At 57.6% G+C, this 22,594-nt stretch carries 21 protein-coding genes; 14 read left to right on the forward strand and 7 right to left on the reverse strand.

The annotated features are described in order from the left end of the window. Nucleotides 1–51: 51 nt before the first annotated feature. The 12 genes from xdhA to BMY44_RS09725 all read left to right on the forward strand — a co-directional run bounded on the left by xdhA (nucleotide 52) and on the right by BMY44_RS09725 (nucleotide 13,416). A complete protein-coding gene (gene xdhA / locus BMY44_RS09665) occupies nucleotides 52–1,404 on the forward strand; it encodes a xanthine dehydrogenase small subunit (RefSeq protein WP_089993292.1) in 1,353 nt (450 codons plus the stop codon). After that, nucleotides 1,401–3,746 carry a xanthine dehydrogenase molybdopterin binding subunit gene (gene xdhB, locus BMY44_RS09670; protein ID WP_089993294.1) on the forward strand — a complete coding sequence of 782 codons (2,346 nt, stop codon included), beginning with the start codon at nucleotides 1,401–1,403 and terminating at the stop codon, nucleotides 3,744–3,746. Before xdhA ends, xdhB begins: the two co-directional genes overlap by 4 nt. Further along, nucleotides 3,743–4,486, forward strand: a complete 744-nt coding sequence (gene xdhC, locus BMY44_RS09675; protein WP_089993297.1) for a xanthine dehydrogenase accessory protein XdhC — start codon at nucleotides 3,743–3,745, stop codon at nucleotides 4,484–4,486. The genes xdhB and xdhC overlap by 4 nt, the downstream gene beginning before the upstream one ends. Next, nucleotides 4,483–6,000 carry an ABC transporter ATP-binding protein gene (locus tag BMY44_RS09680; RefSeq protein ID WP_089993299.1) on the forward strand — a complete coding sequence of 506 codons (1,518 nt, stop codon included), beginning with the start codon at nucleotides 4,483–4,485 and terminating at the stop codon, nucleotides 5,998–6,000. Before xdhC ends, BMY44_RS09680 begins: the two co-directional genes overlap by 4 nt. A 51-nt stretch (nucleotides 6,001–6,051) precedes the next feature. Beyond that, on the forward strand, nucleotides 6,052–7,131 hold the full coding sequence (locus tag BMY44_RS09685; RefSeq protein ID WP_089993302.1) for an ABC transporter permease: 1,080 nt from the start codon (nucleotides 6,052–6,054) through the stop codon (nucleotides 7,129–7,131). Further along, a complete protein-coding gene (locus BMY44_RS09690) occupies nucleotides 7,128–8,210 on the forward strand; it encodes an ABC transporter permease (protein ID WP_423219740.1) in 1,083 nt (360 codons plus the stop codon). The genes BMY44_RS09685 and BMY44_RS09690 overlap by 4 nt, the downstream gene beginning before the upstream one ends. Nucleotides 8,211–8,242: 32 nt before the next feature. Beyond that, on the forward strand, nucleotides 8,243–9,322 hold the full coding sequence (locus BMY44_RS09695) for a BMP family ABC transporter substrate-binding protein (RefSeq protein ID WP_089994782.1): 1,080 nt from the start codon (nucleotides 8,243–8,245) through the stop codon (nucleotides 9,320–9,322). A gap of 222 nt (nucleotides 9,323–9,544) precedes the next feature. Next, a complete protein-coding gene (locus BMY44_RS09700) occupies nucleotides 9,545–10,243 on the forward strand; it encodes a VPLPA-CTERM sorting domain-containing protein (RefSeq protein WP_089993304.1) in 699 nt (232 codons plus the stop codon). A gap of 163 nt (nucleotides 10,244–10,406) precedes the next feature. Then, on the forward strand, nucleotides 10,407–10,640 hold the full coding sequence (locus tag BMY44_RS09705; protein WP_089993307.1) for a hypothetical protein: 234 nt from the start codon (nucleotides 10,407–10,409) through the stop codon (nucleotides 10,638–10,640). Nucleotides 10,641–10,729: 89 nt separating this feature from the next. Continuing rightward, nucleotides 10,730–11,035 carry a hypothetical protein gene (locus tag BMY44_RS09710; protein WP_131801592.1) on the forward strand — a complete coding sequence of 102 codons (306 nt, stop codon included), beginning with the start codon at nucleotides 10,730–10,732 and terminating at the stop codon, nucleotides 11,033–11,035. A 384-nt stretch (nucleotides 11,036–11,419) separates the two neighbouring features. Next, entirely contained in the window at nucleotides 11,420–12,352 is a 933-nt protein-coding gene (locus BMY44_RS09720; protein ID WP_089993314.1) for an aldo/keto reductase, read from the forward strand. After that, the gene (locus tag BMY44_RS09725; protein ID WP_089993317.1) at nucleotides 12,349–13,416 is read left to right on the forward strand and encodes an NAD(P)/FAD-dependent oxidoreductase; all 1,068 of its coding nucleotides are present in this window, start codon (nucleotides 12,349–12,351) and stop codon (nucleotides 13,414–13,416) included. Before BMY44_RS09720 ends, BMY44_RS09725 begins: the two co-directional genes overlap by 4 nt. Here BMY44_RS09725 and BMY44_RS09730 read toward each other — a convergent pair. The 5 genes from BMY44_RS09730 to BMY44_RS09750 form a co-directional block, all read right to left on the reverse strand. Further along, nucleotides 13,413–14,471 carry a Hint domain-containing protein gene (locus BMY44_RS09730; RefSeq protein WP_089993319.1) on the reverse strand — a complete coding sequence of 353 codons (1,059 nt, stop codon included), beginning with the start codon at nucleotides 14,469–14,471 and terminating at the stop codon, nucleotides 13,413–13,415. The genes BMY44_RS09725 and BMY44_RS09730 overlap by 4 nt on opposite strands. A 108-nt stretch (nucleotides 14,472–14,579) precedes the next feature. Then, entirely contained in the window at nucleotides 14,580–15,326 is a 747-nt protein-coding gene (locus tag BMY44_RS09735; RefSeq protein ID WP_089993321.1) for an SDR family NAD(P)-dependent oxidoreductase, read from the reverse strand. Beyond that, the gene (locus BMY44_RS09740; protein ID WP_089993324.1) at nucleotides 15,323–16,009 is read right to left on the reverse strand and encodes a fumarylacetoacetate hydrolase family protein; all 687 of its coding nucleotides are present in this window, start codon (nucleotides 16,007–16,009) and stop codon (nucleotides 15,323–15,325) included. Before BMY44_RS09740 ends, BMY44_RS09735 begins: the two co-directional genes overlap by 4 nt. 51 nt (nucleotides 16,010–16,060) lie before the next feature. Beyond that, the gene (locus BMY44_RS09745; RefSeq protein WP_089993326.1) at nucleotides 16,061–18,553 is read right to left on the reverse strand and encodes a GcvT family protein; all 2,493 of its coding nucleotides are present in this window, start codon (nucleotides 18,551–18,553) and stop codon (nucleotides 16,061–16,063) included. Between the two features lie 104 nt (nucleotides 18,554–18,657). Further along, entirely contained in the window at nucleotides 18,658–19,989 is a 1,332-nt protein-coding gene (locus BMY44_RS09750; protein WP_089993330.1) for a hypothetical protein, read from the reverse strand. A 274-nt stretch (nucleotides 19,990–20,263) separates the two neighbouring features. On the opposite strand from BMY44_RS09750, the gene BMY44_RS18195 reads away from it, so the two are divergent. Then, on the forward strand, nucleotides 20,264–20,410 hold the full coding sequence (locus tag BMY44_RS18195) for a hypothetical protein (protein WP_165611812.1): 147 nt from the start codon (nucleotides 20,264–20,266) through the stop codon (nucleotides 20,408–20,410). A gap of 67 nt (nucleotides 20,411–20,477) precedes the next feature. Here BMY44_RS18195 and BMY44_RS09755 read toward each other — a convergent pair whose 3' ends face one another. After that, nucleotides 20,478–21,464 carry a 2-hydroxyacid dehydrogenase gene (locus tag BMY44_RS09755; RefSeq protein ID WP_089993333.1) on the reverse strand — a complete coding sequence of 329 codons (987 nt, stop codon included), beginning with the start codon at nucleotides 21,462–21,464 and terminating at the stop codon, nucleotides 20,478–20,480. Nucleotides 21,465–21,622: 158 nt separating this feature from the next. Between BMY44_RS09755 and BMY44_RS09760 the strand changes: the two genes are divergently transcribed. Beyond that, nucleotides 21,623–22,120, forward strand: coding sequence for an SH3 domain-containing protein (locus BMY44_RS09760; RefSeq protein WP_207510537.1), 498 nt, complete (start codon nucleotides 21,623–21,625; stop codon nucleotides 22,118–22,120). A gap of 96 nt (nucleotides 22,121–22,216) precedes the next feature. Here the strand turns inward: BMY44_RS09760 and BMY44_RS09765 are convergent, their stop codons facing one another. After that, entirely contained in the window at nucleotides 22,217–22,573 is a 357-nt protein-coding gene (locus BMY44_RS09765) for an iron chaperone (protein WP_089993335.1), read from the reverse strand. Nucleotides 22,574–22,594 lie beyond the last annotated feature (21 nt).

A 22,594-nucleotide genomic window follows, 5' to 3' on the forward strand; every position in this document is an offset into this window, starting at 1 on the left:
CGACACTGCGTTACGCTCTGGGACCATCTGGTAAGGCGGCGGGTTAACATCATGCAAGTCACGTTTCTTCTGAACGGGGAGACTGTGGAGATTGAAACATCTCCGACGCACACCCTTTTGGATTGGTTACGCGAAGACCGTACGTTGTGCGGCACCAAGGAAGGCTGCAACGAAGGCGATTGTGGGGCATGCACCGTCATGGTCACCGATCATGACGGCCCTAAGGCGCTAAATGCCTGCATTCTGTTCCTGCCTCAGCTTCACGGCAAGGCCGTGCGGACTGTCGAAGGAATTGCAGGGCCGGATGGCGCATTGCATCCTGTCCAGAAGGCAATGATCGATCATCATGGCAGCCAATGTGGGTTCTGCACACCAGGCTTTGTCGTTTCCATGGCAGTTGCACACGCGAACGGTCGCCGCGATCATGACGACCAGCTTGCGGGAAACCTGTGTCGTTGCACCGGCTATGCTCCGATCGTGCGCGCAGCGGACGCTGCAGCCAACAAACCTGTCCCCGACTGGATGCAGGACACGCCCGAACATCAGGACGCGGCGTTCGCCCCGTCTGATCTGGACACACTTGCGAAGTGGTATGCCGCCCACCCCGATGCGACACTGATTGCAGGCGCGACGGACGTAGGGTTGTGGGTTACAAAGCAGTTGCGTGATCTGGAAGAGGTCGCATTTCTGTATAATTGCAAAGAACTGGCAAAGGTTGTCGAAACCAAAACCACGTTTCGCTTTGGCGCTGCAGTCACGATGACGCAGGTATTGGAAACCGTCTCGGGACATTACCCGTCATATGCCGAAATGATCCGCCGCTACGGTTCGGTTCAGGTCCGCAATGCTGCAACGATTGGTGGAAATATCGCCAACGGCTCGCCCATCGGGGATAACCCACCTGCCCTAATCGCGCTTGGTGCGACCTTGCATCTGCGCAACGGGGACGAAACTCGGGAAATCCCGCTCGAAGACTTCTTTCTGTCTTACGGAAAGCAGGACCGCGCACCAGGTGAACTGGTCACCGCGATCACCGTCCCAAAGGGAGTTGATGCGCTTCGGTGCTACAAGCTGTCCAAGCGGTACGATCAGGATATTTCGGCGGTCTGCGGCTGTTTCAATATCACTGTGACAGACGGTTCGGTGTCAGATGCAAGGATCGCATTCGGCGGCATGGCGGGCATCCCGCAACGCGCAAAGGCGGTCGAGGCCGCGCTGGTGGGCAAACCGTGGACTGAAGAGACGGTAACCGCTGCCTTGCCTGCGTTCGCCGAAGACTTCACACCCATGAGTGACATGCGCGCATCCGCCGACTATCGTCTGACTGCCGCCACGAATATGTTACAACGTTATTTCGCGGACATCGCTGGCCAACGGGTCGATCTGCTACAGGTCACGGCATGAGTGTCGCAAAGCCCCTGCCCCACGATGCAGCGCGTCTGCATGTCACAGGTAGCGCCCGTTATGTCGATGACCTGCCAGTCCCGGCCCAGACATTGCATCTTGCCTTTGGCATGTCAGAGATCGCGGCAGGTCAGATCGTTTCAACGGACCTTGCAGATGTGCGCGCTGCGGACGGCGTGGTCGCCGTCATGACTGCAGCGGACTTGCCATTCGCGAACGATGTCTCGCCTTCTGCACATGATGAGCCTCTGCTTGCTACCGATCGGGTTCACTATGTCGGTCAACCTATCTTTCTTGTCGTTGCCAAATCGCATCTTGCCGCCCGAAAGGCGGCACGTCTTGGCAAGATCGACATTGCTGAAGAAAAACCGATTCTGTCGATCGAAGAGGCACTCGCTGCAAACAGCCGTTTCGAGGATGAACCCCGTGTCTGGACGAAAGGTGATGTTTCAGCAGCGCTGGAAAGTGCGCCCCGCCGATTGAAAGGCCGCATTGAAATCGGCGGCCAGGAACATTTCTACCTTGAAGGCCAAGCCGCACTGGCACTGCCGCAGGAAGGTGGCGACATGGTCGTCCACGCATCCACGCAGCATCCAACCGAAATCCAGCACAAGGTCGCAGAAGCGTTGGGCGTACCCATGAACGCAGTGCGCTGCGAAATCCGTCGCATGGGCGGCGGCTTTGGTGGCAAGGAAAGCCAAGGCAACGCCTTGGCCGTGGCCTGCGCAGTTGCCGCACGCGAAACCGGCCGACCCTGCAAGATGCGCTATGATCGCGATGACGACATGATGATCACAGGCAAGCGTCACGATTTCCGGATAGATTACGACGTCGGTTTTGATGACGCGGGGCGGGTGACTGGGGTCGATTTCATACAGGCCACGCGCTGCGGCTGGGCGATGGATCTGTCACTGCCCGTCGCCGACCGCGCGATGCTCCACGCAGACAATGCATACCATCTCCCGTCCGCCCGGATCACGTCTCATCGGTTGAAAACGAACACACAAAGCGCCACGGCATTTCGTGGCTTTGGTGGGCCACAAGGCGTTCTTGGGATCGAACGGGTGATGGATGCAATCGCGCACGACCTATCACTTGATCCTGCGATTGTGCGGCAGCGCAACTACTATACGGCGATGCACAACGACGCGACGAAGCCTGCGCAATCCAAAAGCCGAGGCACCCGTTTCGGAGCTGCCCACTCGCCCAAACCGGCCACGCAGGTAACGCCTTACGGCATGCCGGTCACCGATTTCATCCTGCATGAAATGACAGAGGCGCTACTTGTCACTGCCGACTATGACGCGCGACGCGCCGCCATTGCGGAATGGAACGCGAATAATCCTTTTCTAAAAAAGGGCATCGCCTTCAGTCCCGTCAAATTCGGCATTTCTTTTACGTTGACCCACCTCAACCAAGCAGGGGCACTGGTCCACGTGTATCAGGACGGGTCGATTCACATGAATCACGGTGGCACCGAAATGGGCCAGGGCCTGTTCCAGAAGGTCGCTCAGATCGCTGCAGCGCGCTTTGGCGTCGATGTTGCCGCGGTCAAGATCACCGCGACAGACACCGGCAAGGTGCCCAACACCAGCGCGACTGCTGCTTCGTCGGGCACAGACCTGAACGGTATGGCTGTCGCTGCGGCCTGCGATGAAATCCGCGAACGGATCAGTGATTGCCTGAAAATGCTCTATCAAGCCGTTGAGGTGGTCTTCGCCGACGGCTATGTCACGGTAGGCGATGAACGACTGACATTCGCCGCGGCGGCGGGTCTGGCTTATGAAAACCGCGTCAGTTTGTCGGCAACCGGTTTTTACAAAACACCGGATCTGTCCTGGGACAGGATCAAAGGAAAGGGCCGTCCGTTCTTTTACTTCGCCCAAGGCTGTGCAGTAACAGAGGTCGTGATCGACACGCTGACGGGCGAAAACCGCATCCTGCGCACTGACATTCTACATGATGCGGGCACCTCGCTAAATCCTGCGTTGGACCTTGGCCAGATCGAAGGGGGATACGTCCAAGGTGCCGGTTGGCTCACCACGGAAGAACTTGTCTGGGACGACAAGGGGCACCTGCGCACCCATGCACCAGCGACCTACAAAATCCCCGCGTGCTCTGACCGGCCGCAACAATTCAACGTCGCACTTTGGGACCAGCCTAATCCGGCGCAGACGATCTATCGCTCTAAGGCGGTCGGTGAACCACCTCTTATGCTGGGGATTTCAGCCTATCTTGCACTGTCAGACGCGATATCCGCCTGCGGTGACGTCTACCCGTCACTTGATGCTCCCGCGACGCCGGAACGAATTCTGAAAGCCGTAGATCGGGTGCGCCTGTGAAACACGTTCGCGTCACCGTAACAAAAACGGCAGGGTCTGTCCCGCGCGACAGCGGCACGCAAATGATGGTGTTCGCCGACCATATCGAAGGCACGATTGGCGGTGGGGCACTGGAATGGCAAGCAATGTCCTTGGCCCGCGCGATGCTTCAAAAGGGTCAGACGACAGCCACCCAGACGATACCGCTTGGCCCGGCTCTGGGGCAATGCTGCGGCGGGTCGGTAACACTGACATTCGATGCCGATGCACCTATGACGGTTGATATCGCACGTCCGGTCTGGATTTTCGGGGCCGGTCACGTCGGCCGCGCCCTTGTCGGTGTGCTTGCCCCCCTGCCCGACATCGCCGTGACATGGATCGACACAGAAGAAACACGATTTCCGAAAGTGCCGGACAGTGTGGACCAGCTTGTCGCCAGTGATCCAGTCGCTGTCGTCAAACACGCACCTGCGAACGCGGAGCATCTGATCCTGACCTACAGCCATGATCTCGACCTCGCGCTGTGTCACGCAATCCTGTCGCGATCCTTCGGCGCGGTTGGACTGATCGGGTCTGCGACCAAATGGGCGCGGTTCCAAAAGCGCCTTGCAACCCTTGGCCATCCTGCGGAACAGATTGCACGCATTGCGTGCCCGATTGGCGATCCAACCCTTGGAAAACACCCGCAAGCGATTGCAATCGGGGTTGCCACGGCCTTGTTGGGTGGGTTTGATCGTCAGCGGGATAAGGGGACGGGATGACCGAGTCGTTGCTGACATTGCATGGCCTGACAAAGGCCTATCCGGGTGTGATCGCGAACAAGGACGTGTCGTTTGAAATCATGCCTGGCGAAATTCACGCGCTACTTGGCGAAAATGGTGCCGGCAAGTCAACGCTCGTAAAGACGATCTATGGGCTTGTGAAACCGGACAGCGGTTCGATGACGTTGCTTGGCCGCCCATTCGCACCGACTGAACCGCGCATGGCGCGCGCGTCTGGTGTTGCGATGGTATTCCAGCATTTTTCCCTGTTCGATGCGCTGAGCGTGGCCGAAAACATCGCCCTTGGCATGGAAAATCCCCCGCCCCAGCGCACGATTGCAGCGCAGGTGCGCGACGTGTCTGGCAAGTACGGCCTGCCGCTTGATCCTGACCGGATCGTCGGCGATCTGTCCGCCGGTGAACGCCAGCGTGTCGAGATCATCCGCTGTCTGTTGCAAGATCCAAAACTGTTGATCATGGATGAACCGACCAGCGTGCTGACGCCGCAGGAGGTCGAAATCCTGTTCGAAACGCTCCGCAAGTTGGCGCAGGACGGCACGGCGATCCTTTATATTTCACACAAGCTGGAAGAAATTCGCGCCCTTTGTGAAAACGCCACGATCCTGCGCATGGGCGCTGTCGTCGGTGATTGCGATCCGCGCGATACATCCGCACGCGACATGGCCGAGATGATGGTGGGCAGTGTACTCCATATTCCCGATCGCGCGGCGAAACCGGATGGTGAGGTCCTGCTGGAACTACGCGGTTTGACCGCCAATGCACCGCATCGTTTCGGGACGGCTCTGAAAGACATCTCTTTAACTGTCAAGGCGGGCGAGGTGTTCGGAATCGGCGGCGTCGCCGGAAACGGGCAAGACGAATTGGTCGCAGCGCTGTCAGGCGAAATGCGTACAAAAGCAGGCATGGTCTGGCTGAAAGGTGCTGACATCAGCACGGCCTCCGTCAACGCGCGCCGCGCCAAAGGCCTGCTTGTCGCGCCCGAAGAACGGATGGGCCATGCCGCTGCCCCGGACATGACGCTTGTCGAAAACGCCGTTCTGACAGCTGTGACCCGTAAGCATCTGGCAAAGCGCGGTTTTGTGGATTGGCCAAAGTCCCGCGGTTTCGCCCAATCCATCATCAAGACCTTTGACGTGCGCACCCCTGGCGCGGACAACATGGCCCGGTCACTGTCGGGCGGAAACCTACAGAAATTCGTGATCGGCCGAGAGGTCATGCAAGAACCCGATGTATTGATTGTAAATCAACCGACATGGGGTGTGGATGCCGCCGCAGCTGCTGCGATCCGGCAGGCCCTCCTCGATCTTGCAACAAGTGGCGTAGCCGTTGTCTGCATCAGTCAGGATTTGGATGAACTGATGGAAATTTCAGACACGTTCGCAGCGTTGAACGAGGGCCGCCTGTCTGCACCGCGCTTGGCAAAAGGGCTGACTGTCGAAGAGATCGGCCTGATGCTTGGCGGCGCTCATGACATCGAGGTGGCTCATGTCTGACGTACGCTTGACGCACGCTGGCATTTGCCCCGAATTCTCGGAGGGCATTGCGTGATCATCCTTGAAAAACGCCCTGCCCCAAGCCGCATCTGGACATTCGCGACCCCGGTGCTGGCCGTTTTGCTGACGATGGTTGTGGGCGGTGTCCTATTCGCAGCGATGGGCAAAAACCCGTTCGAAGTCATCCGCACGATCTTTTTCGATCCGTTGTTTTCCGAATTCGCGTGGTTCTATCGCCCGCAACTGCTGATTAAGGGCGCACCCCTGGTACTGATTGCCATCGGGCTGTCATTCGGTTTTCGTGCAGGCGTCTGGAATATCGGTGCCGAAGGTCAATACATCATTGGCGCGTTGTGCGGGGCCGGCGTCGGATTGGCGTTCTATCCGTCAGAAAGCGTGTTCATCCTGCCGCTGATGATCCTTGCCGGGGCTTTTGGTGGCTGGGCATGGGCAATGATTCCGGGCGTTCTGCGCGTCAAATTCGGGACAAACGAAATCCTTGTCAGCCTGATGCTGGTTTACGTGGCCGAACAGTTTCTGTCTGCGATGTCGCTCGGGATGCTGAAAAACCCGGAGGGCATGGGGTTTCCGGGCAGTCGCAATCTTGCGCAATACCCAAGCGCGACAACGTGGATCAACGAAAGCCTCGGGCTGCATTGGGGCGTGGTTTTTGCGTTCATCGCGGTAATCTTTGCCTATATCACCCTGTCGCGCCATATCTTTGGCTTTCACGTTCGCCTTTCGGGGCAAAGCCCGCGCGCAGCGCGCTTTGCGGGCGTAAATCCGAACGGATTGATTCTGACCTGTATGGGCCTGTCCGGCGGGCTGGCCGGGCTGGCGGGTTTGACAGAGGTTGCAGGGCCATCCGGACAAGTCAGCATCGACTTCAACGCGTTTTATGGCTTTACGGCGATTATCGTCGCCTTCCTTGGTCGCCTGAACCCGATCGGCATTCTGTTCGCGGGTGGATTGATGGCGCTGACCTATATCGGCGGTGATATTGCAGAGAGTTCGTTGCAACTGCCCAGTGCGACAATCCAGATGCTGCAAGGGATGCTTTTGTTCTTTCTTTTGGCGTTGGATTTGTTGACGCATTACCGTGTTCGCACAAAGCGCGAGGCCGTCGCATGATCGACCTTTCCGCCATCAACCCGATCCTTTTCTTTGCATCCATGATGGTCGCTGCGACGCCGATCCTATTGGCGGGCTTGGGCGAACTGGTGGTCGAACGCGCGGGGGTTCTGAACCTTGGTGTGGAAGGCATGATGATCGTCGGTGCCGTCTGCGGGTTCATTATGGCAACAAATGCTGGTTCTGCATGGGTTGGATTTGCCGGCGCAGCCATCGGCGGTGCCCTGCTTTCGCTGATTTTTGCGGTGCTTACGCAGTACCTGTTGTCCAATCAGGTGGCGACAGGTCTGGCGCTGACGCTGTTCGGCTTGGGACTTTCGGCCTCTTTGGGGCAAAGCTACATCGGGATCAAAGGACCGGCATTCCCGGATTGGCACATCCCGGTGCTTGGCGACATTCCCGTCATCGGGCCAATCGTCTTTCAGCATGATCCGATTGTCTATCTGGGCCTGCTCTTGACGTTCGGGGTCTGGGTTTTCCTGAAATACAGCCGTGCCGGTCTGATCTTGCGGGCGGTTGGGGAAAATCACGAAGCCGCCCATGCATTGGGCTACAAGGTGGTCCGTGTCCGTATCCTCGCGATCTTGTTTGGTGGTGCCTGCGCGGGTCTCGGGGGTGCCTACCTGAGCCTTGTGCGCGTCCCGCAGTGGACCGAAGGGATGACCGCAGGTGCAGGCTGGATCGCGCTTGCCATCGTGGTTTTTGCAAGCTGGAAGCCGGGACGGCTGGTTCTGGGTGCCTATCTTTTTGGGGGCGTCACCGCACTGCAACTGAACCTGCAAGCGGCCAGCATTCCGCTGTTGCCGCTTCTTGTGTTGATTGCAGGCGTATCAACGGCTGTTCTGCTGGTTGTCGCACTGTTCAAACCCACGGGCGCGCGCAAGTCGCCTTTGATCGGCGCTGCCTGCGCGGCAGCCTTTATGCTGCTTTGTTACGCATATGTCGTAATGGGCTGGCCTTTTAATCAAACGCTCTGGCTTTCGTCTTCGCCTTATCTGGCAACCATCGTGGTTCTGGTGGTAATGTCTGCCGGGCGCGCCCCCGGGAGCTTGGGGCGAATCTTTCACGCCTCACGTTGAGGCAGTTTCTTGGGACCAATATGGGGGATACCATGTCTTTGAAAACCATTCTTACCAGCGCCGCGATGGTCGTTGGTTTGGCCACCGGCGCTGTTGCCGATGGTCATGAGCCAGTCAAGGTTGGCTTTGTCTACGTTGGTCCCGTCGGTGACGGCGGCTGGACATACGAACACAACGAAGGCCGTCTGGCCGTCGAAGAAGCATTCGGCGACAAGGTCGAAACCGTCTTTGTCGAAAGCGTGCCAGAAGGCCCTGACGCAGAACGTGTGATGACCCAGATGGCGCTTGAAGGTGCTGACCTGATTTTTACCACATCCTTCGGCTACATGGATCAGACAATCAACGTCGCCGCCAAGTTTCCTGACGTGAAATTCGAACACGCGACAGGCTACAAGCGTGCCGATAACGTCTCGACCTACTCTGCCCGTTTCTATGAAGGCCGCGCTGTCCAAGGTCACATTGCCGGGCACATGACCGAGAGCAACATCATCGGCTACATCGCGTCCTTCCCGATCCCCGAAGTCATCCGGGGCATCAATTCTGCCTATATCCATGCCAAGGAAGTGAATCCCGACGTCGAGTTCAAGATCGTCTGGGCCTACACATGGTTTGATCCTGCGAAAGAGGCCGAAGCTGCCAACGTTCTGATCGAACAAGGTGCCGACGTGATCCTGCAGCACACCGACTCGACCGCGCCACAGGCGGCAGCGCAGGCGGCTGGAAATGTGGTGACATTCGGGCAGGCGTCGGACATGGCGGAATATGCGCCGTTCCCACGGGTATCGTCCATCATCGACGATTGGGCCCCTTACTACGTCGCCCGCACACAGGCCGTCATCGATGGCACATGGGAAAGCACCGACACATGGGATGGTATCGGGCCAGGCATGGTCAAGATCGGTGAGATCACAGACGCGGTTCCCGCTGATGTGAAAGCATCAGCAGAAGCCCTGATCGAGCGTTTGCGGACAGGCGAATACCACGCCTTTACAGGCCCGATCAACAAGCAGGATGGCACACCATGGCTTGCCGAGGGCGAAACCGCAGATGACGGCACGCTCGCAGGTATGGATTTCTATGTCGAAGGCCTGACGGCTGAAATTCCAAGCTGAGCCGGCCAATTGAATTGAAGAGGTCCGCGATTCGTTCGCGGACCTTTTTTCGTGTTTATTGTTTCCGAATTGGAAACAAATTGAGCAACGAATACCCATAGTTGACGTCACGGCCGGTCGTTAATCCTTTATTGCGACCACGCTTACAATTGTGTAGGGCATGAGTTAACGTCCGGTTAACGCATCCCGTTTGCCACCACCCGTAATGAGTTGGACATAAAAATGAAAAAGACGATTTTGACCGCAGCTATTGCCCTTACGATGGCCTTTGGTTCATCTGCAGCAGCAAGCACCATCACCGTAGACTCCGCCCACGGATCCGTATTCGGAGAAGCTGACACAGGCGCGAACCAGTGGTGGGTAAAGACAAAATTCAAAATCGATGGCAATTCAAGCGGCGATGTCTATGCAGGTGCCTTCCGCCTTGAAAGCGATGATGGCGGTGCGTTGAGCGAATTTCTCGCCTTCTGCCTGGAGCCACTCGAAACACTGAACCTTCCAAAAGACTACGCGATCGGCAGCCTGTTCAGCCAAGAGGTAACGGACAATCTGAATACTTTGGCCGCAAATGCCTGGGATTTGGTGACGAACAGCAAAACTGCCGCCGCATTCCAGATGGCTGCATGGGAGTTGACCACCGAAACACGCAATACATTCGATATCAATCGCGGTTTCTTCAAGATCACCAAGAACTCTGAGATGTCAAACGCCGCTGAAGCGATTGCACAAGAATGGTTGTCGCACTTCAACGATGATACCTGGTCATCAGATGGCAAGCAGTTCGCCATTCTGAATGCATCCGGTACACAGGACTTGCTGACGAATGTTTCTGTTGTGCCGCTGCCGGCATCTGGCCTACTTCTGCTTGGTGGCCTGTTCGGGGCTGGCGCTGTTGCACGGCGCAAAGCACGCAAAAGCTAAACAAAACCAAATTCGAATACATAAGGGCCCGCCAATCGGCGGGCCTTTTTGCGTTTGGTGGGTATGGGAAACCACACTCTCGTTCGTACACCGATGTGCTATGATGAAGATGCCGCACCCGTATTTCAGCGGCAATTCAATTTTACAAAAAAGGAGACGACGCATGCCACGTTTCGTCATTGATACCGGTGATATTGATATGTCCAAAGAAGATGTCATGCTTCTTCAGTCCGATCTTCAAAGCACGACGCTGGGCCATATCGCCAAGCTTGGCTATGAAAAGCCATGGGTCACAAAGTTCCCACGCCACTGGTACGGGATCATTCTGCACCCCGATCTTCAGGGTATCCCTGGCCTTGAGGAAGATATCGGCAAGCGCCTAGAGCTTGGCCGGTGAACGAGGACGACAAGACATGCCCCAGCGCGCGCGCTGCGCCTGGGGCAATCCTGCTAGGGATTAAGGGCGCTGACGGACGGATAAAGCACATGCGGACGCCGATGGTCGTTGACGACAATTTTGTCGAAGCGGCCAGCGCTCACGGCACACCCGAAGCACGGATGCGCTTCGCCTCACCCTGCCAAACAAAGGGCTGCGCCCAATGGACCGGAACACGCTGTGGTGTCATCGACAATGTTCTGAAACATCTAACAGTCGCGCGTACACCCCAACGTGACACGCTGCCGGCCTGCGCGATCCGCGCAAGCTGCCGCTGGTTCGATCAAACGGGTGAAACCGCCTGCTTCGCCTGCGAACTGGTCGTGACCGATCAATCGGCCATCGCCGCAGAGTGACCCGCCAACAGAAACTGATCGAAGGCCTGCCAAACCGGCGGGCCTTTCCGATGTTCTGAAAGGTATGGGAAACCACACCTGCGCGCCCCCCATGTTCATGCTATCAATATTGCAGACAAACGGAGCACCCGATGACGCCAATGCTTTCAATCCATGCAGGTCACAATCCTCCCATTGTGCCGCGCCGCGCGACCCCTCCCGCTTGCGCCAAGCGTGAGACCTGCGACTGGTTTGAAAAGTCCGGCGACATCGCCTGCCACGCTTGCCCATTGGTCATGACGTTCCTGCGCACTCTCCCGGCAAAGTAACGTTCCGACCCAGAAAAGGCCCACCGCCTCCCGGTGGGTCTTTTTCTTTTTGCAGCCGCGTGGCACGCTCTGTCTCATGACACAAATGCACCTGATAAATGGAAAGCAGGTTTCGCGCCTCGCTTTCGGAACCATGCAATTCGGCGGCACAGCCGACGCCAGCGAAAGCCGCGCGCTTTATGATCTGTGCCGCGCAACCGGGATAACTCATTTCGACACAGCAGTGCGGTATACCGACGGCGCATCCGAGCGGCTTCTGGGACCGATGGTATCGGCTGAACGCGAAGACGTCTTTGTCGCCACGAAGGTTGGTTACAGTGGCGGCGCAGGCCGGGCCAACATCATGGAACAGTGGGGCTGGTCACGCGATCAGCTGCGGCTCGACACCGTTGACCTGCTCTACATGCACCGCTTCGATCCCGACACGGACCTTGAAGAAACCTTCAGCACGCTGGCCGAACTGCAGCAAAGCGGCGCGGTTCGCTATATCGGCGTGTCCAACTATGCCGCCTGGCAAGTGATGAAAGCGCAAGCCGTCGCTGCGGCGCTTGGGACGCGCATTGATGCGATCCAGCCGATGTATAATCTTGTCAAACGGCAGGCAGAGGTCGAAATCATTCCGATGGCCTGCGATCAGGATATCGCAATTATCCCCTATTCGCCATTGGGCGGCGGGCTTCTGACGGGTAAATATGCTGCCGGAGGGGCGGGGCGCATTCGCGACAACAAGATGTATGCAGCACGTTATGCGCAGGACTGGATGCATGACGCTGCCGCGGCACTCAGCCGGATCGCAAAGGATGAAAACGTTGACCCCGCAACGCTTGCCGTCGCGTGGATTATGCACCAACCGGGCGACATCATGCCAATCCTGTCGGCCCGTAGTGTCGCGCAGTTGAAGCCATCACTGGCCGCTGCGAATTTTGAAATGTCGCACGAGTTGCTCGCGCGCATCACAGCACTCTCCCCCACCCCACCGCCAGCAACGGATCGTCTGGAAGAAGCATGATCGACTTTCTCGTAATCGGAGGCGGCATCGCCGGCGTATCGGCAGCCGCACGACTGTCAGCCATGGGCAGCGTGACAGTACTCGAACAGGAAACTGCGCTTGGCTATCACGCATCGGGTCGTTCGGCGGCGTTGTACGAACGCAATTATGGCAAACCGTCAACGATTGCGCTGAACACGGCCAGTCTTCAGTTTCACGAAGACGCGGACGTCTTATCGCCACGTGGGTTCCTGCTTGTTGGCAAGGACGGCGAAGATGACGCGTTCGATGCGGATCGCGATTACATGCAGATACCGGAAATCGGTGTTGATGAAGCGGTGGACCTGTTTCCAATCCTAGATCGCAAGGTCATCACCCGCGCCGCGCACGATCCTGCCGCCTGGGACATTGATACTGATCTGCTAATTCAGACCTTCGCCAAGATCGCCCGTCAGAACGGTGGGACCATCACCACGCGCGCGCAAGTATCAGACATCAAGAAGACCGATCAGGGGTGGGCCGTTACTGCTGCGGATGTGGTCGAAGCGCGCGTCATTATCAATGCCGCCGGGGCATGGGTCGACAAGATCGCAGAACTGGCAGGGATCGCGCCGTTGGGGTTCCAGCCATTTCGGCGATCCATGGGGCGGATCCCGGCCCCCGGTGGGCTTGATGTGAGCAGCTGGCCGATGATCTTTGGTCCTGGCGAAACGTGGTATGCCAAGCCTGACGCGGGTGCGTTGCTTGTATCACCCGCGGATCAGGATCCCGTTGAACCCCATGATGCCTTTCCCGACGACATGGTTCTGGCCGAAGGGTTCGCGCGATACGAGGCCCATGTGACAGAACCTGTCACGCGCTTGCTTGCCTCGTGGGCGGGATTGCGGACCTTCGCGCCCGACCGGCAACTTGTTCTTGGCCCAGCCAGCGATGACAACAGTTTCATCTGGTGTGCGGGGCAAGGTGGCTATGGCATGCAGTCCTCGCCCGGGGCGAGCCAGGTTTTGGCCGATATCATCGGTGGCAAAGCGACAGTCGTGGATGACGAAACACTGGCAAACCTGTCACCTGCCCGCTTTCGCTAAGCAACGACTGTCATCAATTCCCAACTACGCAGTGTGCGATAGGCCGCCGAATGGCTGCTATTGCCAAACCGCAAATGCGGAAAGATCGTGAACAATTCCTCGCGCGCGTCCGCGTCAAGCGCGGCAATCCCTTCAGGTCCGGGATGAAAACTCTCGGTTGGGGCTCCCTCGGCATAGATCACCTCGTGCTTGTCGAAAACAAGATGATAGTATGTGACCGCTTCAAGGCTGCTATCGACGTAGACTTCCTCGAAACTCGCGGCGAGCGATTTCGCACGGACAAAGACCGCCTCCTCCCCGAACATCAGCGGCACACGGATGTGCTGGTAAAGCATCCGGTGCTGCGGGCTGACACGCAGGTTCCGCATTGGCAGACCAAAGCCCAGTGCGCCTTTCTGGATGCACACAGGCCAAAGCTTGCGGTTTCGAGCAAGTTCCGCGACAGCAATCGTGCGTTGGTGGATCATTCGGATAGGTTGTGGCCCGCTGTCGAATGTCACGATCAGGTCGTCGACCTCAAGGTCCTCAATCGGCACGGGGCCATTGACGGTTTCCACCAATGTGCCTGCCGTCAGACAAATGACCGAACTTCCTTGGGTGATATCCCCGTCAACCCGGTTCCCGTAAACGTCGAACTGGATCGACTGGCCACTTGCAGACGGTATATTCGTCGAGGTCGCGCCCGCTGCAGGGCCACTGATCGCTTTGATCTGGCTGACACCACCGCCGATGTCGACAAACGTCTGCAACGACGGGCTTGAGGCTGCGTCCAGAAAGGCAACGGCCTCCGCTTCGTTCGAACCAGCCACATGATCGGGGTCCGTAACGCGCGTGGTAATCTGGAAAATCATCCATCCGGTATCGGGATCAAGAACACCGGTAAAGTCGGCCAGATTGAATTGCTCTCTTACCGTGCCATCCGTCTGATAGGTCGCGACAGTAAAATCTGCGAGGCGGCCCATGTCTTCGGGCGCGACCGAGATTTCGACGTACTCCGCAACGCCAACGGCCTGCGAAACCGTGTTGAGGTAGTGGATCTCAGAGAGGAACGCCATCGGCACTCTCCCTTTTTGCCTGTTCGTGTCAGCACAGGCCTAGCGGGATGCGGTGGCGTCAGAATGTCCACGATGCGGAAAGAATAAGGCGTCAACACAAGGATTGTCTTAACGCGGCGGTAACCTTACCGCACCGTCAAGGCGGATGACCGTTCCGTTCAGATACGGGTTTTCGACGATATCACCGACCATGCGGGCAAATTCCGCCGGATCGCCCAAACGTGGCGGAAACGGGATATTTGATGCGATCTGTGCAGTCGTTTCGTCCGGCAAGCCTTCCATCATGGGCGTGTGGAACAAACCTGGCGCGATCGCCATGACACGGATACCGAGCTTTGCGAATTCACGTGCGGCAGGCAGGCACATGGACGCGATCCCGCCTTTTGACGCGGCATATGCGGATTGGCCAAGCTGACCGTCTTCGTATGCGGCAGATGCCGTGTTAACGATGACACCGCGCTCTTCACCAAGGGGATCAAGCGTCATCATCCCTTGCGCCGCATAGGACATGACAGCGTATGTCCCGATCAAGTTGACGCGGATCACACGTTCAAAGGTTTCCAAAGAAAGCTTGCCTTCACGTCCGACAATGCGCGCAGCATCTGCGATGCCGGCACAGTTCACGGCGATGCGCACAGGCGGCATGTCGGCGAAAGCCGCAGCCACGGATGCGGGATCACTGACATCAGCCTGTACCGCCGAACCCTTGATATCAGCGGCTATGGCCTGTGCGGCATCCAGATTGAAATCAAGCACTGTTACGTGTGCGCCTCGCTCAGAAAGATAGCGGGCCGTCGCCGCACCAAGGCCGCTGCCGCCACCGGCAACAAGGACGCGTTGACCGTCAGTCTTCATGTTTCCGGGTCCCCCAGAGTCAGTTTCACAGGCTCCAATCCGTCGATCATCCCCTTGATGCGGTCCCCCGCAACAACGGGACCAACACCCGCAGGCGTTCCGGTCATAACAAGGTCACCTGGGCCAAGGTGATAGTAGTGAGACAGGTGCGACAGGATTTCGGGCACAGACCAAACCATGTCCGCGAGGGTCGCATCCTGCCGTGTTTCATCGTTCACCGTCAAACTGATGTGCGCATCGGGTGCAACCGAAGGCGACAGCGCGCCAATCACAGCGCCGTTTTCCACATCCTTGCCCAGATCCCAAGGACGACGATTATCCTTCCCTACCTGCTGCAAATCGCGACGCGTCATATCAAGGCCGCACGCATAGCCAAAGACAGCGTCCGCAGCTTGCACCTGAGCGGCTTTGAAAAGTGTCGCACCAAGGGCGACAACCAACTCCATTTCGTAGTGATAATTCGACGTGCCTGGCGGATATGGCAGGGTCTGCCCGGATGCGGCCAAAGCTTCGGACGACTTGGTGAAATACCAAGGTGCTTCGCGATCCACCTCGCCACCCATCTCGGCCGCGTGGGCGGCATAGTTACGACCGACACAAAAAATGCGCCTCACCGCATAGCGTTGTTCGCTCGCTTCAACGGGAAGTGATTTGGTTTCGGAGGGCGGAAAGACAAATGTCATGGGCTGGCCTTTCAATGTGCCGGGCCAACCTCTTTTTTTGCGTAGGAAAGGTCAACCGTCCTTGCGGATGGTTTCGTTCTTTGGATCATACGGACTGTCTTCGACGACCTGTGCTTCCCAAAGCTTGTCGAGCATCTTGACCCGTACCTTTGTGCCAACGACGGCCAGATCAGGCGGTAGATAACCCATCCCGATCGACTGCCCGAAGGCCACCGAATAACCACCCGATGTCAGACGACCGACGCGCTTGCCACCGACGTAAATCGCCTCGCGCCCCCACGGATCAGCATCGTCAGGTCCGTCGATCAGAAACGTCACGCATTTCGAACGGATGCCCTTTGCCTCCATCGCGGCCTTTCCGTGAAAGTCCTTGGACAAATCCACAAAGCGCGGCAGGTCCGCTTCCAGCGGGGTTGCGTCACGACCCAACTCCGTGCCGAACGCGCGATAGGATTTCTCTTGCCGCAGCCAGTTCTGCGCCCTTGCACCGACCAACTTCATGCCGTGTTTCTCTCCGGCCTTTTCCAGCAGGTCGAACAGATAGTTCTGCATTTCAATGGGATGGTGCAACTCCCACCCCAGCTCGCCTGTATAAGCCACACGGATCGCGTTCACAGGGCACATGCCCAGCTCGATCTGCTTGGCCGATAGCCACGGGAAACGCTTGTTTGACAGGCCCGTCGTCGGATCTGGGTCCTTGATAACCTCTGCCAGCACATCACGCGATTTTGGACCAGCGATGGCGAAGACGCCCCATTGAGTGGTGACGTCCTGTTCGTTGATGCGCCCGAATTCAGGCTCTTTGTCCATGATCGCCTTATAAAGGTAGTCCTGGTCATAAGCGTGCCACGCACCGGCCGAGACCAGATAATAGTCGTCCTCGGCCAGCCGCACGATCGTGTATTCAGTGCGCGTCGTTCCATGCGAGGTCAGTGCATAGGTCAGGTTGATCCGGCCCACTTTGGGCAGCTTGTTAGTGGTGAACCAGTCAAGGAACGCCGTTGCGCCGGGACCGCTGATGCGATGTTTGGTGAAGGCAGTCGCATCTATCAACCCAACACCCTCACGGATTGCCCTGGCTTCTTCGACGGCGTATTTCCACCAACCGCCGCGACGGAACGACCGGCTGTCGTGATCGTTGAAGCCCGCAGGCGCATAATAGTTTGGACGCTCCCAACCGTTGACGAAGCCGAACTGTGCGCCGCGTTCTTTCTGCCGGTCATAGGCCGGTGACGTGCGCAGTGGCCGACATGCCGGGCGTTCTTCATCCGGGTGGTGCAGGATATAGACGTGGTCGTAGCATTCCTCGTTCTTGCGGGCTGTGAATTCAGTCGTCATCCAGTCGCCGTACCGCTTGGGATCAAGGCTCGCCATGTCGATCTCGGCCTCGCCATCGACCATCATCTGCGCAAGGTAATAGCCTGTGCCGCCCGCCGCTGTAATCCCGAAGGAAAAGCCTTCGGCCAGCCACATATTGCGCAACCCGGGTGCCGGGCCGACCAGCGGGTTGCCGTCAGGGGTGTAACAGATCGGGCCGTTGAAATCATCCTTCAGGCCGCTTTCTTCGCAGGACGGCACACGATGGATCATCGCCATATACTGGTCCTCGATCCGTTCAAGATCGAGCGGGAAGAGATCAGCGCGGAAACTTTCAGGGACGCCGTATTCAAAAATAGCGGGCGCGTTCTTTTCGTAGACACCAAGAATCCAGCCACCACGTTCCTCGCGGACATAGGATTGGGCGTCGGCGTCACGGATAACAGGATGTTCCGGGTTGCCTTCCTTGCGCCACGCCACCAGCGACGGGTCCTGATCCATTACAATGAACTGGTGTTCGACAGGAATCGCCGGAATCTTGATGCCAAGCTTCTTGGCCGTCGTCTGGGCATGGTTGCCGGATGCGGTGACGACGTGCTCTGCCGTGATAGTGATCTGCTCGTCAGAAGGCACAAGGTTGCCACCCTTTTCGACCATCTTGGTGCAGGTGACCTCCCACGCTTTGCCATTCCAATGAAACGCATCGGCCTGCCATTTGCGTTCGATCATGACCCCGCGCTGACGGGCACCCTTGGCCATCGCCATGGTGACATCGGCGGGGTTAATATAGCCGTCAGTGTGGTGGTAGAGCGCACCCTTGAGATCTTCGGTGCGGATCAATGGCCACTTTTCCTTGATCTCGTCCGGTGTCATCCAGACGTAAGGCACGTCACAGGTTTCAGCGGTCGAGGCATAAAGCATGTATTCATCCATGCGCTCTTGGGTCTGTGCCATGCGCAGGTTGCCAACAACGGCGAAACCCGCATTCAAACCCGTTTCCGCCTCCAACGATTTGTAGAAATCGACCGAATACTTGTGAATATGGGTCGTTGCGAAGGACATGTTAAACAGCGGCAAAAGACCCGCAGCATGCCACGTGGAACCGGACGTCAGTTCGTCCCGTTCCAGCAACATCACATCGTCCCAGCCCGCTTTTGCCAAATGATACGCAATGGATGTGCCGACCGCGCCACCGCCGACAACAAGTGCTTTTACGTTGGTTTTCATGGGCCGACCCTTATCGCAGCAGAAGTGTTGCGATCACTTATGCCCAATGCGGGATTGGTCGGCTGAACCAGCCGACCTTCCTTGATCGGAAACCGACCTTTGACCTATTGGGTCACGTCTTCGATGACGCAGCGACGTACGCCGAATTCGATTGTACATTCACCGACCAAAGGCGAGCCCTGCTGCACTTCGACACCACGGCGGACAACCAGTTCCTGGCGCACTTCGGTGGTTCCGTCGGCAGATGTGGTTTCTTCCTCCACTGGCAGCTTTGCAATCAGGCGCATGATGGGTGGGGCGTACAGGCGACCGCTCTCAAGACTGCGCTGTGCGGCCCCTTGGGTTTCAACGCGCCCCGTTGCAAGGTTTTCAAGAATGCGCCGTTCATACGCGGTAAACTGCGCCGCATTCTGCAACATGGCCCCGGCTTCGTATTTCACAAGAAGGTTGGCCGGCAGTTCAGGCTCTTCTCCAAGCACCTCGACAACCGCGTCCGACAGGCGATGGTTCAGGCCATACGTATCGTAGACGTCAACCCAGCCGCTGATCTTCTGATCGGCCATGGCTTGTAGCAAGCGCACGTCGTCTTCTTTCAAACCTTCTACGCCACTGCGCAGGCGGTTGAACGCCTTGTATGGCAGGGATGGCTCGGGTGGGACAGTTGAAAGCACGCCCCGCTCGCGTGTGATAAGACCTGTGCCAGGGGTCACGCTCAGGTCAGGTGTAAGAAGTTGTGCATTCAAACCGGGAATGTCGATGCCGCGCATGATTGTCGCAACGGATGCGTCACTTGCGTTGGTCACGATGCTGATGGCCAGTTGGCCACCCATGGAAGCGGTGAAATCGCGGTAATTGATGGGTACATTGACGTTGGTCGCCATCACACGCGAATAGGCACCGCCCTGTTTGAACCTGACGCCATGCAACGATGCGAATTCGTTCGAATTGAAACCGGTACTTGCTGCAAGGTTCCCGCTGATCGCCGTCATGATGCTGCCTTGAAGCGAGCGCATGTCACGCTCGGACCGTGCGGATAAGGCGACCACGATCCACTCCATACCATTCGTGTATGTGACGGCAGCGCCATTGGTGTCGCGGCTGGCCCGCTCCAGTGAACTCAACAGGGTATTGGTGCTGCTGATCACGACCGCGCTGCGCTGATAGACGGACTCGGTGATCAACTCGCCATGGGCGGTGACGTACCCCTCGCGCGTCCAGCCCGCTGGGGCTTCAGGCAGAAAGGCGACCAGCTCTCCAACAGGTTGCTCAGGGACGTTCCGTGCGACAAAATCCTCGCTGAACAACTGTAATGCAATCGACAAAGCGTTGTCGCCGCCGGATTTGCCACTTCCATTTTGCGACGCATTGAACAGGACGAGTCCGAAAACACCACAAATTGCAAAAAGGACGAAAATGACGGGAAGGATAATACGCATCTGTTGCCTCTGTAGCGTTGCCGATAGCGATATCTGAACGCCGTCAGCCACACCTCATGCGCCAAACAGGTTCAAGTCACTGCTTCTTTGCGCCTGTCGTGCCAAGCACAGTGGGCGAAAACATGACGATATTGGGGTGAAGGGCAGGCGTCGCTGGATTTTGGGCAAAATTGCAACGCGGAATTGGCGCATTCAAATAAAATACAAGCATTTCCCTGCGCTTAACCCTATATTGGCATCACCACACGTAGATGTGGACAATTGGAGAGCAGACATGAAACGCACCACCCTTCTTGCGGTGGCTGCACTGGTGGGACTGGCAGCATGTGCCAACCCGCAACCTGTGACAGGCCGCGCAGACAATGACATCCTGCGGTTTTCCGCGATGAACTATGCGTCGTTCCCGGAAGGACCACGCTAGTCAAACCCCTGTATTGAAATGATAAAGCCCGCTGCGTTGCAACGGGCCCTTCGGTGTTTCCAATTTGTCAAAGCGCGGCGGGCACCACCAGATCTGGCGGCCTGTGACCATCGGCGAAGGTCTTGATATTGATGATGACCTTCTCGCCCATTTCGATGCGTCCTTCGACAGTTGCCGACCCCATATGCGGCAAGAGAATCGCGTTCGGTAGGGCCTGAAGTCGCGGATTAATCTCATGCCCGCGCTCAAAAACATCCAACCCGGCACCCGCAATTTCACCTGCCCTCAGCATCCGTGTCATCGCATTTTCGTCGATTACCTCACCACGAGACGTGTTCACGATCACGGCGTCCGGCTTCATCAGTTTCAACCGCCGCGCGTTCATCAGATGAAAGGTTGATGGTGTATGCGGACAGTTGATCGAAATGATATCCATCCGGGCAACCATCTGGTCGAGACTCTCCCAATAGGTCGCTTCCAGCGCGTCCTCGATTTCCGGGCGCAGGCGTTTGCGGTTGTGATAATGCACCTGCAATCCAAAGGCTGCGGCCCGCTTTGCCACCGCCTGCCCGATGCGCCCCATGCCAAGAATTCCAAGCCGACGACCCCGCAACCGGCCACCCAGCATAGCCGTTGGTGACCAACCTGACCATTCGCCGGATTGGGCCAGACGCATCCCTTCCGGCACCCGCCGTGTGACACCAAGGATCAGCGCCATCGTCATATCGGCTGTGTCTTCTGTTGTGACACCGGGTGTGTTGGACACAAGAATGCCCCGCTGTCGGGCGGTCGCGACATCGATATTGTCGACACCCGCCCCGTAATTCGCGATCAGTTTCAGCCGTTCACTGGCACGACCAATCAAACCCGCATCAATCTGGTCGGTGATAGAGGGCACGAGGATGTCCGCATCCGCGACAGCACCGATCAGTTCTTCGCGGGTCATCGGTGTGTCATCTTCGCGCAGGCGCACATTGAAAAGTTCAGACATGCGTGTCTCAACGATATCCGGTAACCGTCGCGTGACAACAACACTCAGCTTCTTACCCGGCATTTCACCCTCCCGACCGCTTTTCAAATGAAGCGTATGGTGTCAGGTTGCCAACAAGCGACGCAGGGCACAAGAACCCATGCGCATAAGCAGTGAAATATAGGCAGGTATTTCGGATGAATTTTCGGACGGTTGCGGCGATGTGTGGTGTTTTGACCCTGATGGGTCTGGCTGCGCCGATCAACGCGCAAGACGTGACGCAAGCCGCCAACGCACCTGTTGCGGCACCTGACTTCGGACCCGAGACGAACCTGCCCCTGCCCCGCTTTGTTTCGTTGAAAGCTGCAGAGGCGAATGTGCGACGTGGGCCATCCCTGTCCCACCGGATCGACTGGGTGTTCCAACGGCGCGGCATGCCCCTACAGGTGGTCGCGGAATACGGGCACTGGCGGCGGGTGATCGACCGTGAAGGCCTGGGCGGCTGGGTGCACTACACGATGCTCTCGGGTGCACGTACCGTCATCGTCGACGAAGACATGCTGCCCCTGCGCACAAGGCCGAAACCGGACGCGATGGAAAATGCACGGCTTGAGGTCGGCGTGATTGCGCGGCTGAACGAATGCGAACGTGACTGGTGCTACCTGAACGCCGGCGGTTACAAAGGCTGGGCCCCCAAGCACGTGCTCTGGGGCGTATTGCCCGAAGAGCTGCGGGACTGACTTAGGACAGGCACTTCTGCGATATCCGCCTCCGCTGCCAAATTGCAGCTTTCGGATCGCGCTTTCCTTTGATTGAACAGCCACGAACCTTGTCGCTCACAATCCCAGCTCTTTTCGCGACGCAAGCGCCAGCTTTGCAACCAATTCATCAGGGATCGGCTTTCGCGGCGAGAATGTGACACCAGTCTTCGTCGATTTGAGACCGGCAGCGGCAATATCTTCTGCGTGGGCAGAGATTGCACCCTTGCTTACGTAAAGACCGCGCTGCTGGGTAAACGCCGCGTAGCCAGCAATGATCGACTTCCCAAATCCAAACCCGGGCAAATCATACGCGATGATCTCTTCAGCGTCAGAAAGTGCCCGCGCAAGTTGCGCGCGCAACTGCAAAAGCAGTGGCCGCAGCGTCTCAGAGGCTGCAGCGATATATGCGTCATGATCTGCGAACTTGGACATGCCTTACTATCGGGTGCGATC

The organism is Cognatiyoonia koreensis (assembly GCF_900109295.1).
GTDB classification, from domain to species: Bacteria; Pseudomonadota; Alphaproteobacteria; order Rhodobacterales; family Rhodobacteraceae; genus Cognatiyoonia; species Cognatiyoonia koreensis.

Coding starts and splice junctions, on each gene's coding strand:
- xdhA (WP_089993292.1), top strand. CDS start 52: ATGCAAGTCACGTTTCTTCTGAACGGGGAGACTGTGGAGATTGAAACA.
- xdhB (WP_089993294.1), top strand. CDS start 1,401: ATGAGTGTCGCAAAGCCCCTGCCCCACGATGCAGCGCGTCTGCATGTC.
- BMY44_RS09680 (WP_089993299.1), top strand. CDS start 4,483: ATGACCGAGTCGTTGCTGACATTGCATGGCCTGACAAAGGCCTATCCG.
- BMY44_RS09690 (WP_423219740.1), top strand. CDS start 7,128: ATGATCGACCTTTCCGCCATCAACCCGATCCTTTTCTTTGCATCCATG.
- BMY44_RS09695 (WP_089994782.1), top strand. CDS start 8,243: ATGTCTTTGAAAACCATTCTTACCAGCGCCGCGATGGTCGTTGGTTTG.
- BMY44_RS09700 (WP_089993304.1), top strand. CDS start 9,545: ATGAAAAAGACGATTTTGACCGCAGCTATTGCCCTTACGATGGCCTTT.
- BMY44_RS09705 (WP_089993307.1), top strand. CDS start 10,407: ATGCCACGTTTCGTCATTGATACCGGTGATATTGATATGTCCAAAGAA.
- BMY44_RS09710 (WP_131801592.1), top strand. CDS start 10,730: ATGCGGACGCCGATGGTCGTTGACGACAATTTTGTCGAAGCGGCCAGC.
- BMY44_RS09720 (WP_089993314.1), top strand. CDS start 11,420: ATGACACAAATGCACCTGATAAATGGAAAGCAGGTTTCGCGCCTCGCT.
- BMY44_RS09725 (WP_089993317.1), top strand. CDS start 12,349: ATGATCGACTTTCTCGTAATCGGAGGCGGCATCGCCGGCGTATCGGCA.
- BMY44_RS09730 (WP_089993319.1), bottom strand. CDS start 14,471: ATGGCGTTCCTCTCTGAGATCCACTACCTCAACACGGTTTCGCAGGCC.
- BMY44_RS09735 (WP_089993321.1), bottom strand. CDS start 15,326: ATGAAGACTGACGGTCAACGCGTCCTTGTTGCCGGTGGCGGCAGCGGC.
- BMY44_RS09740 (WP_089993324.1), bottom strand. CDS start 16,009: ATGACATTTGTCTTTCCGCCCTCCGAAACCAAATCACTTCCCGTTGAA.
- BMY44_RS09745 (WP_089993326.1), bottom strand. CDS start 18,553: ATGAAAACCAACGTAAAAGCACTTGTTGTCGGCGGTGGCGCGGTCGGC.
- BMY44_RS09750 (WP_089993330.1), bottom strand. CDS start 19,989: ATGCGTATTATCCTTCCCGTCATTTTCGTCCTTTTTGCAATTTGTGGT.
- BMY44_RS18195 (WP_165611812.1), top strand. CDS start 20,264: ATGAAACGCACCACCCTTCTTGCGGTGGCTGCACTGGTGGGACTGGCA.
- BMY44_RS09755 (WP_089993333.1), bottom strand. CDS start 21,464: ATGCCGGGTAAGAAGCTGAGTGTTGTTGTCACGCGACGGTTACCGGAT.
- BMY44_RS09760 (WP_207510537.1), top strand. CDS start 21,623: ATGGGTCTGGCTGCGCCGATCAACGCGCAAGACGTGACGCAAGCCGCC.
- BMY44_RS09765 (WP_089993335.1), bottom strand. CDS start 22,573: ATGTCCAAGTTCGCAGATCATGACGCATATATCGCTGCAGCCTCTGAG.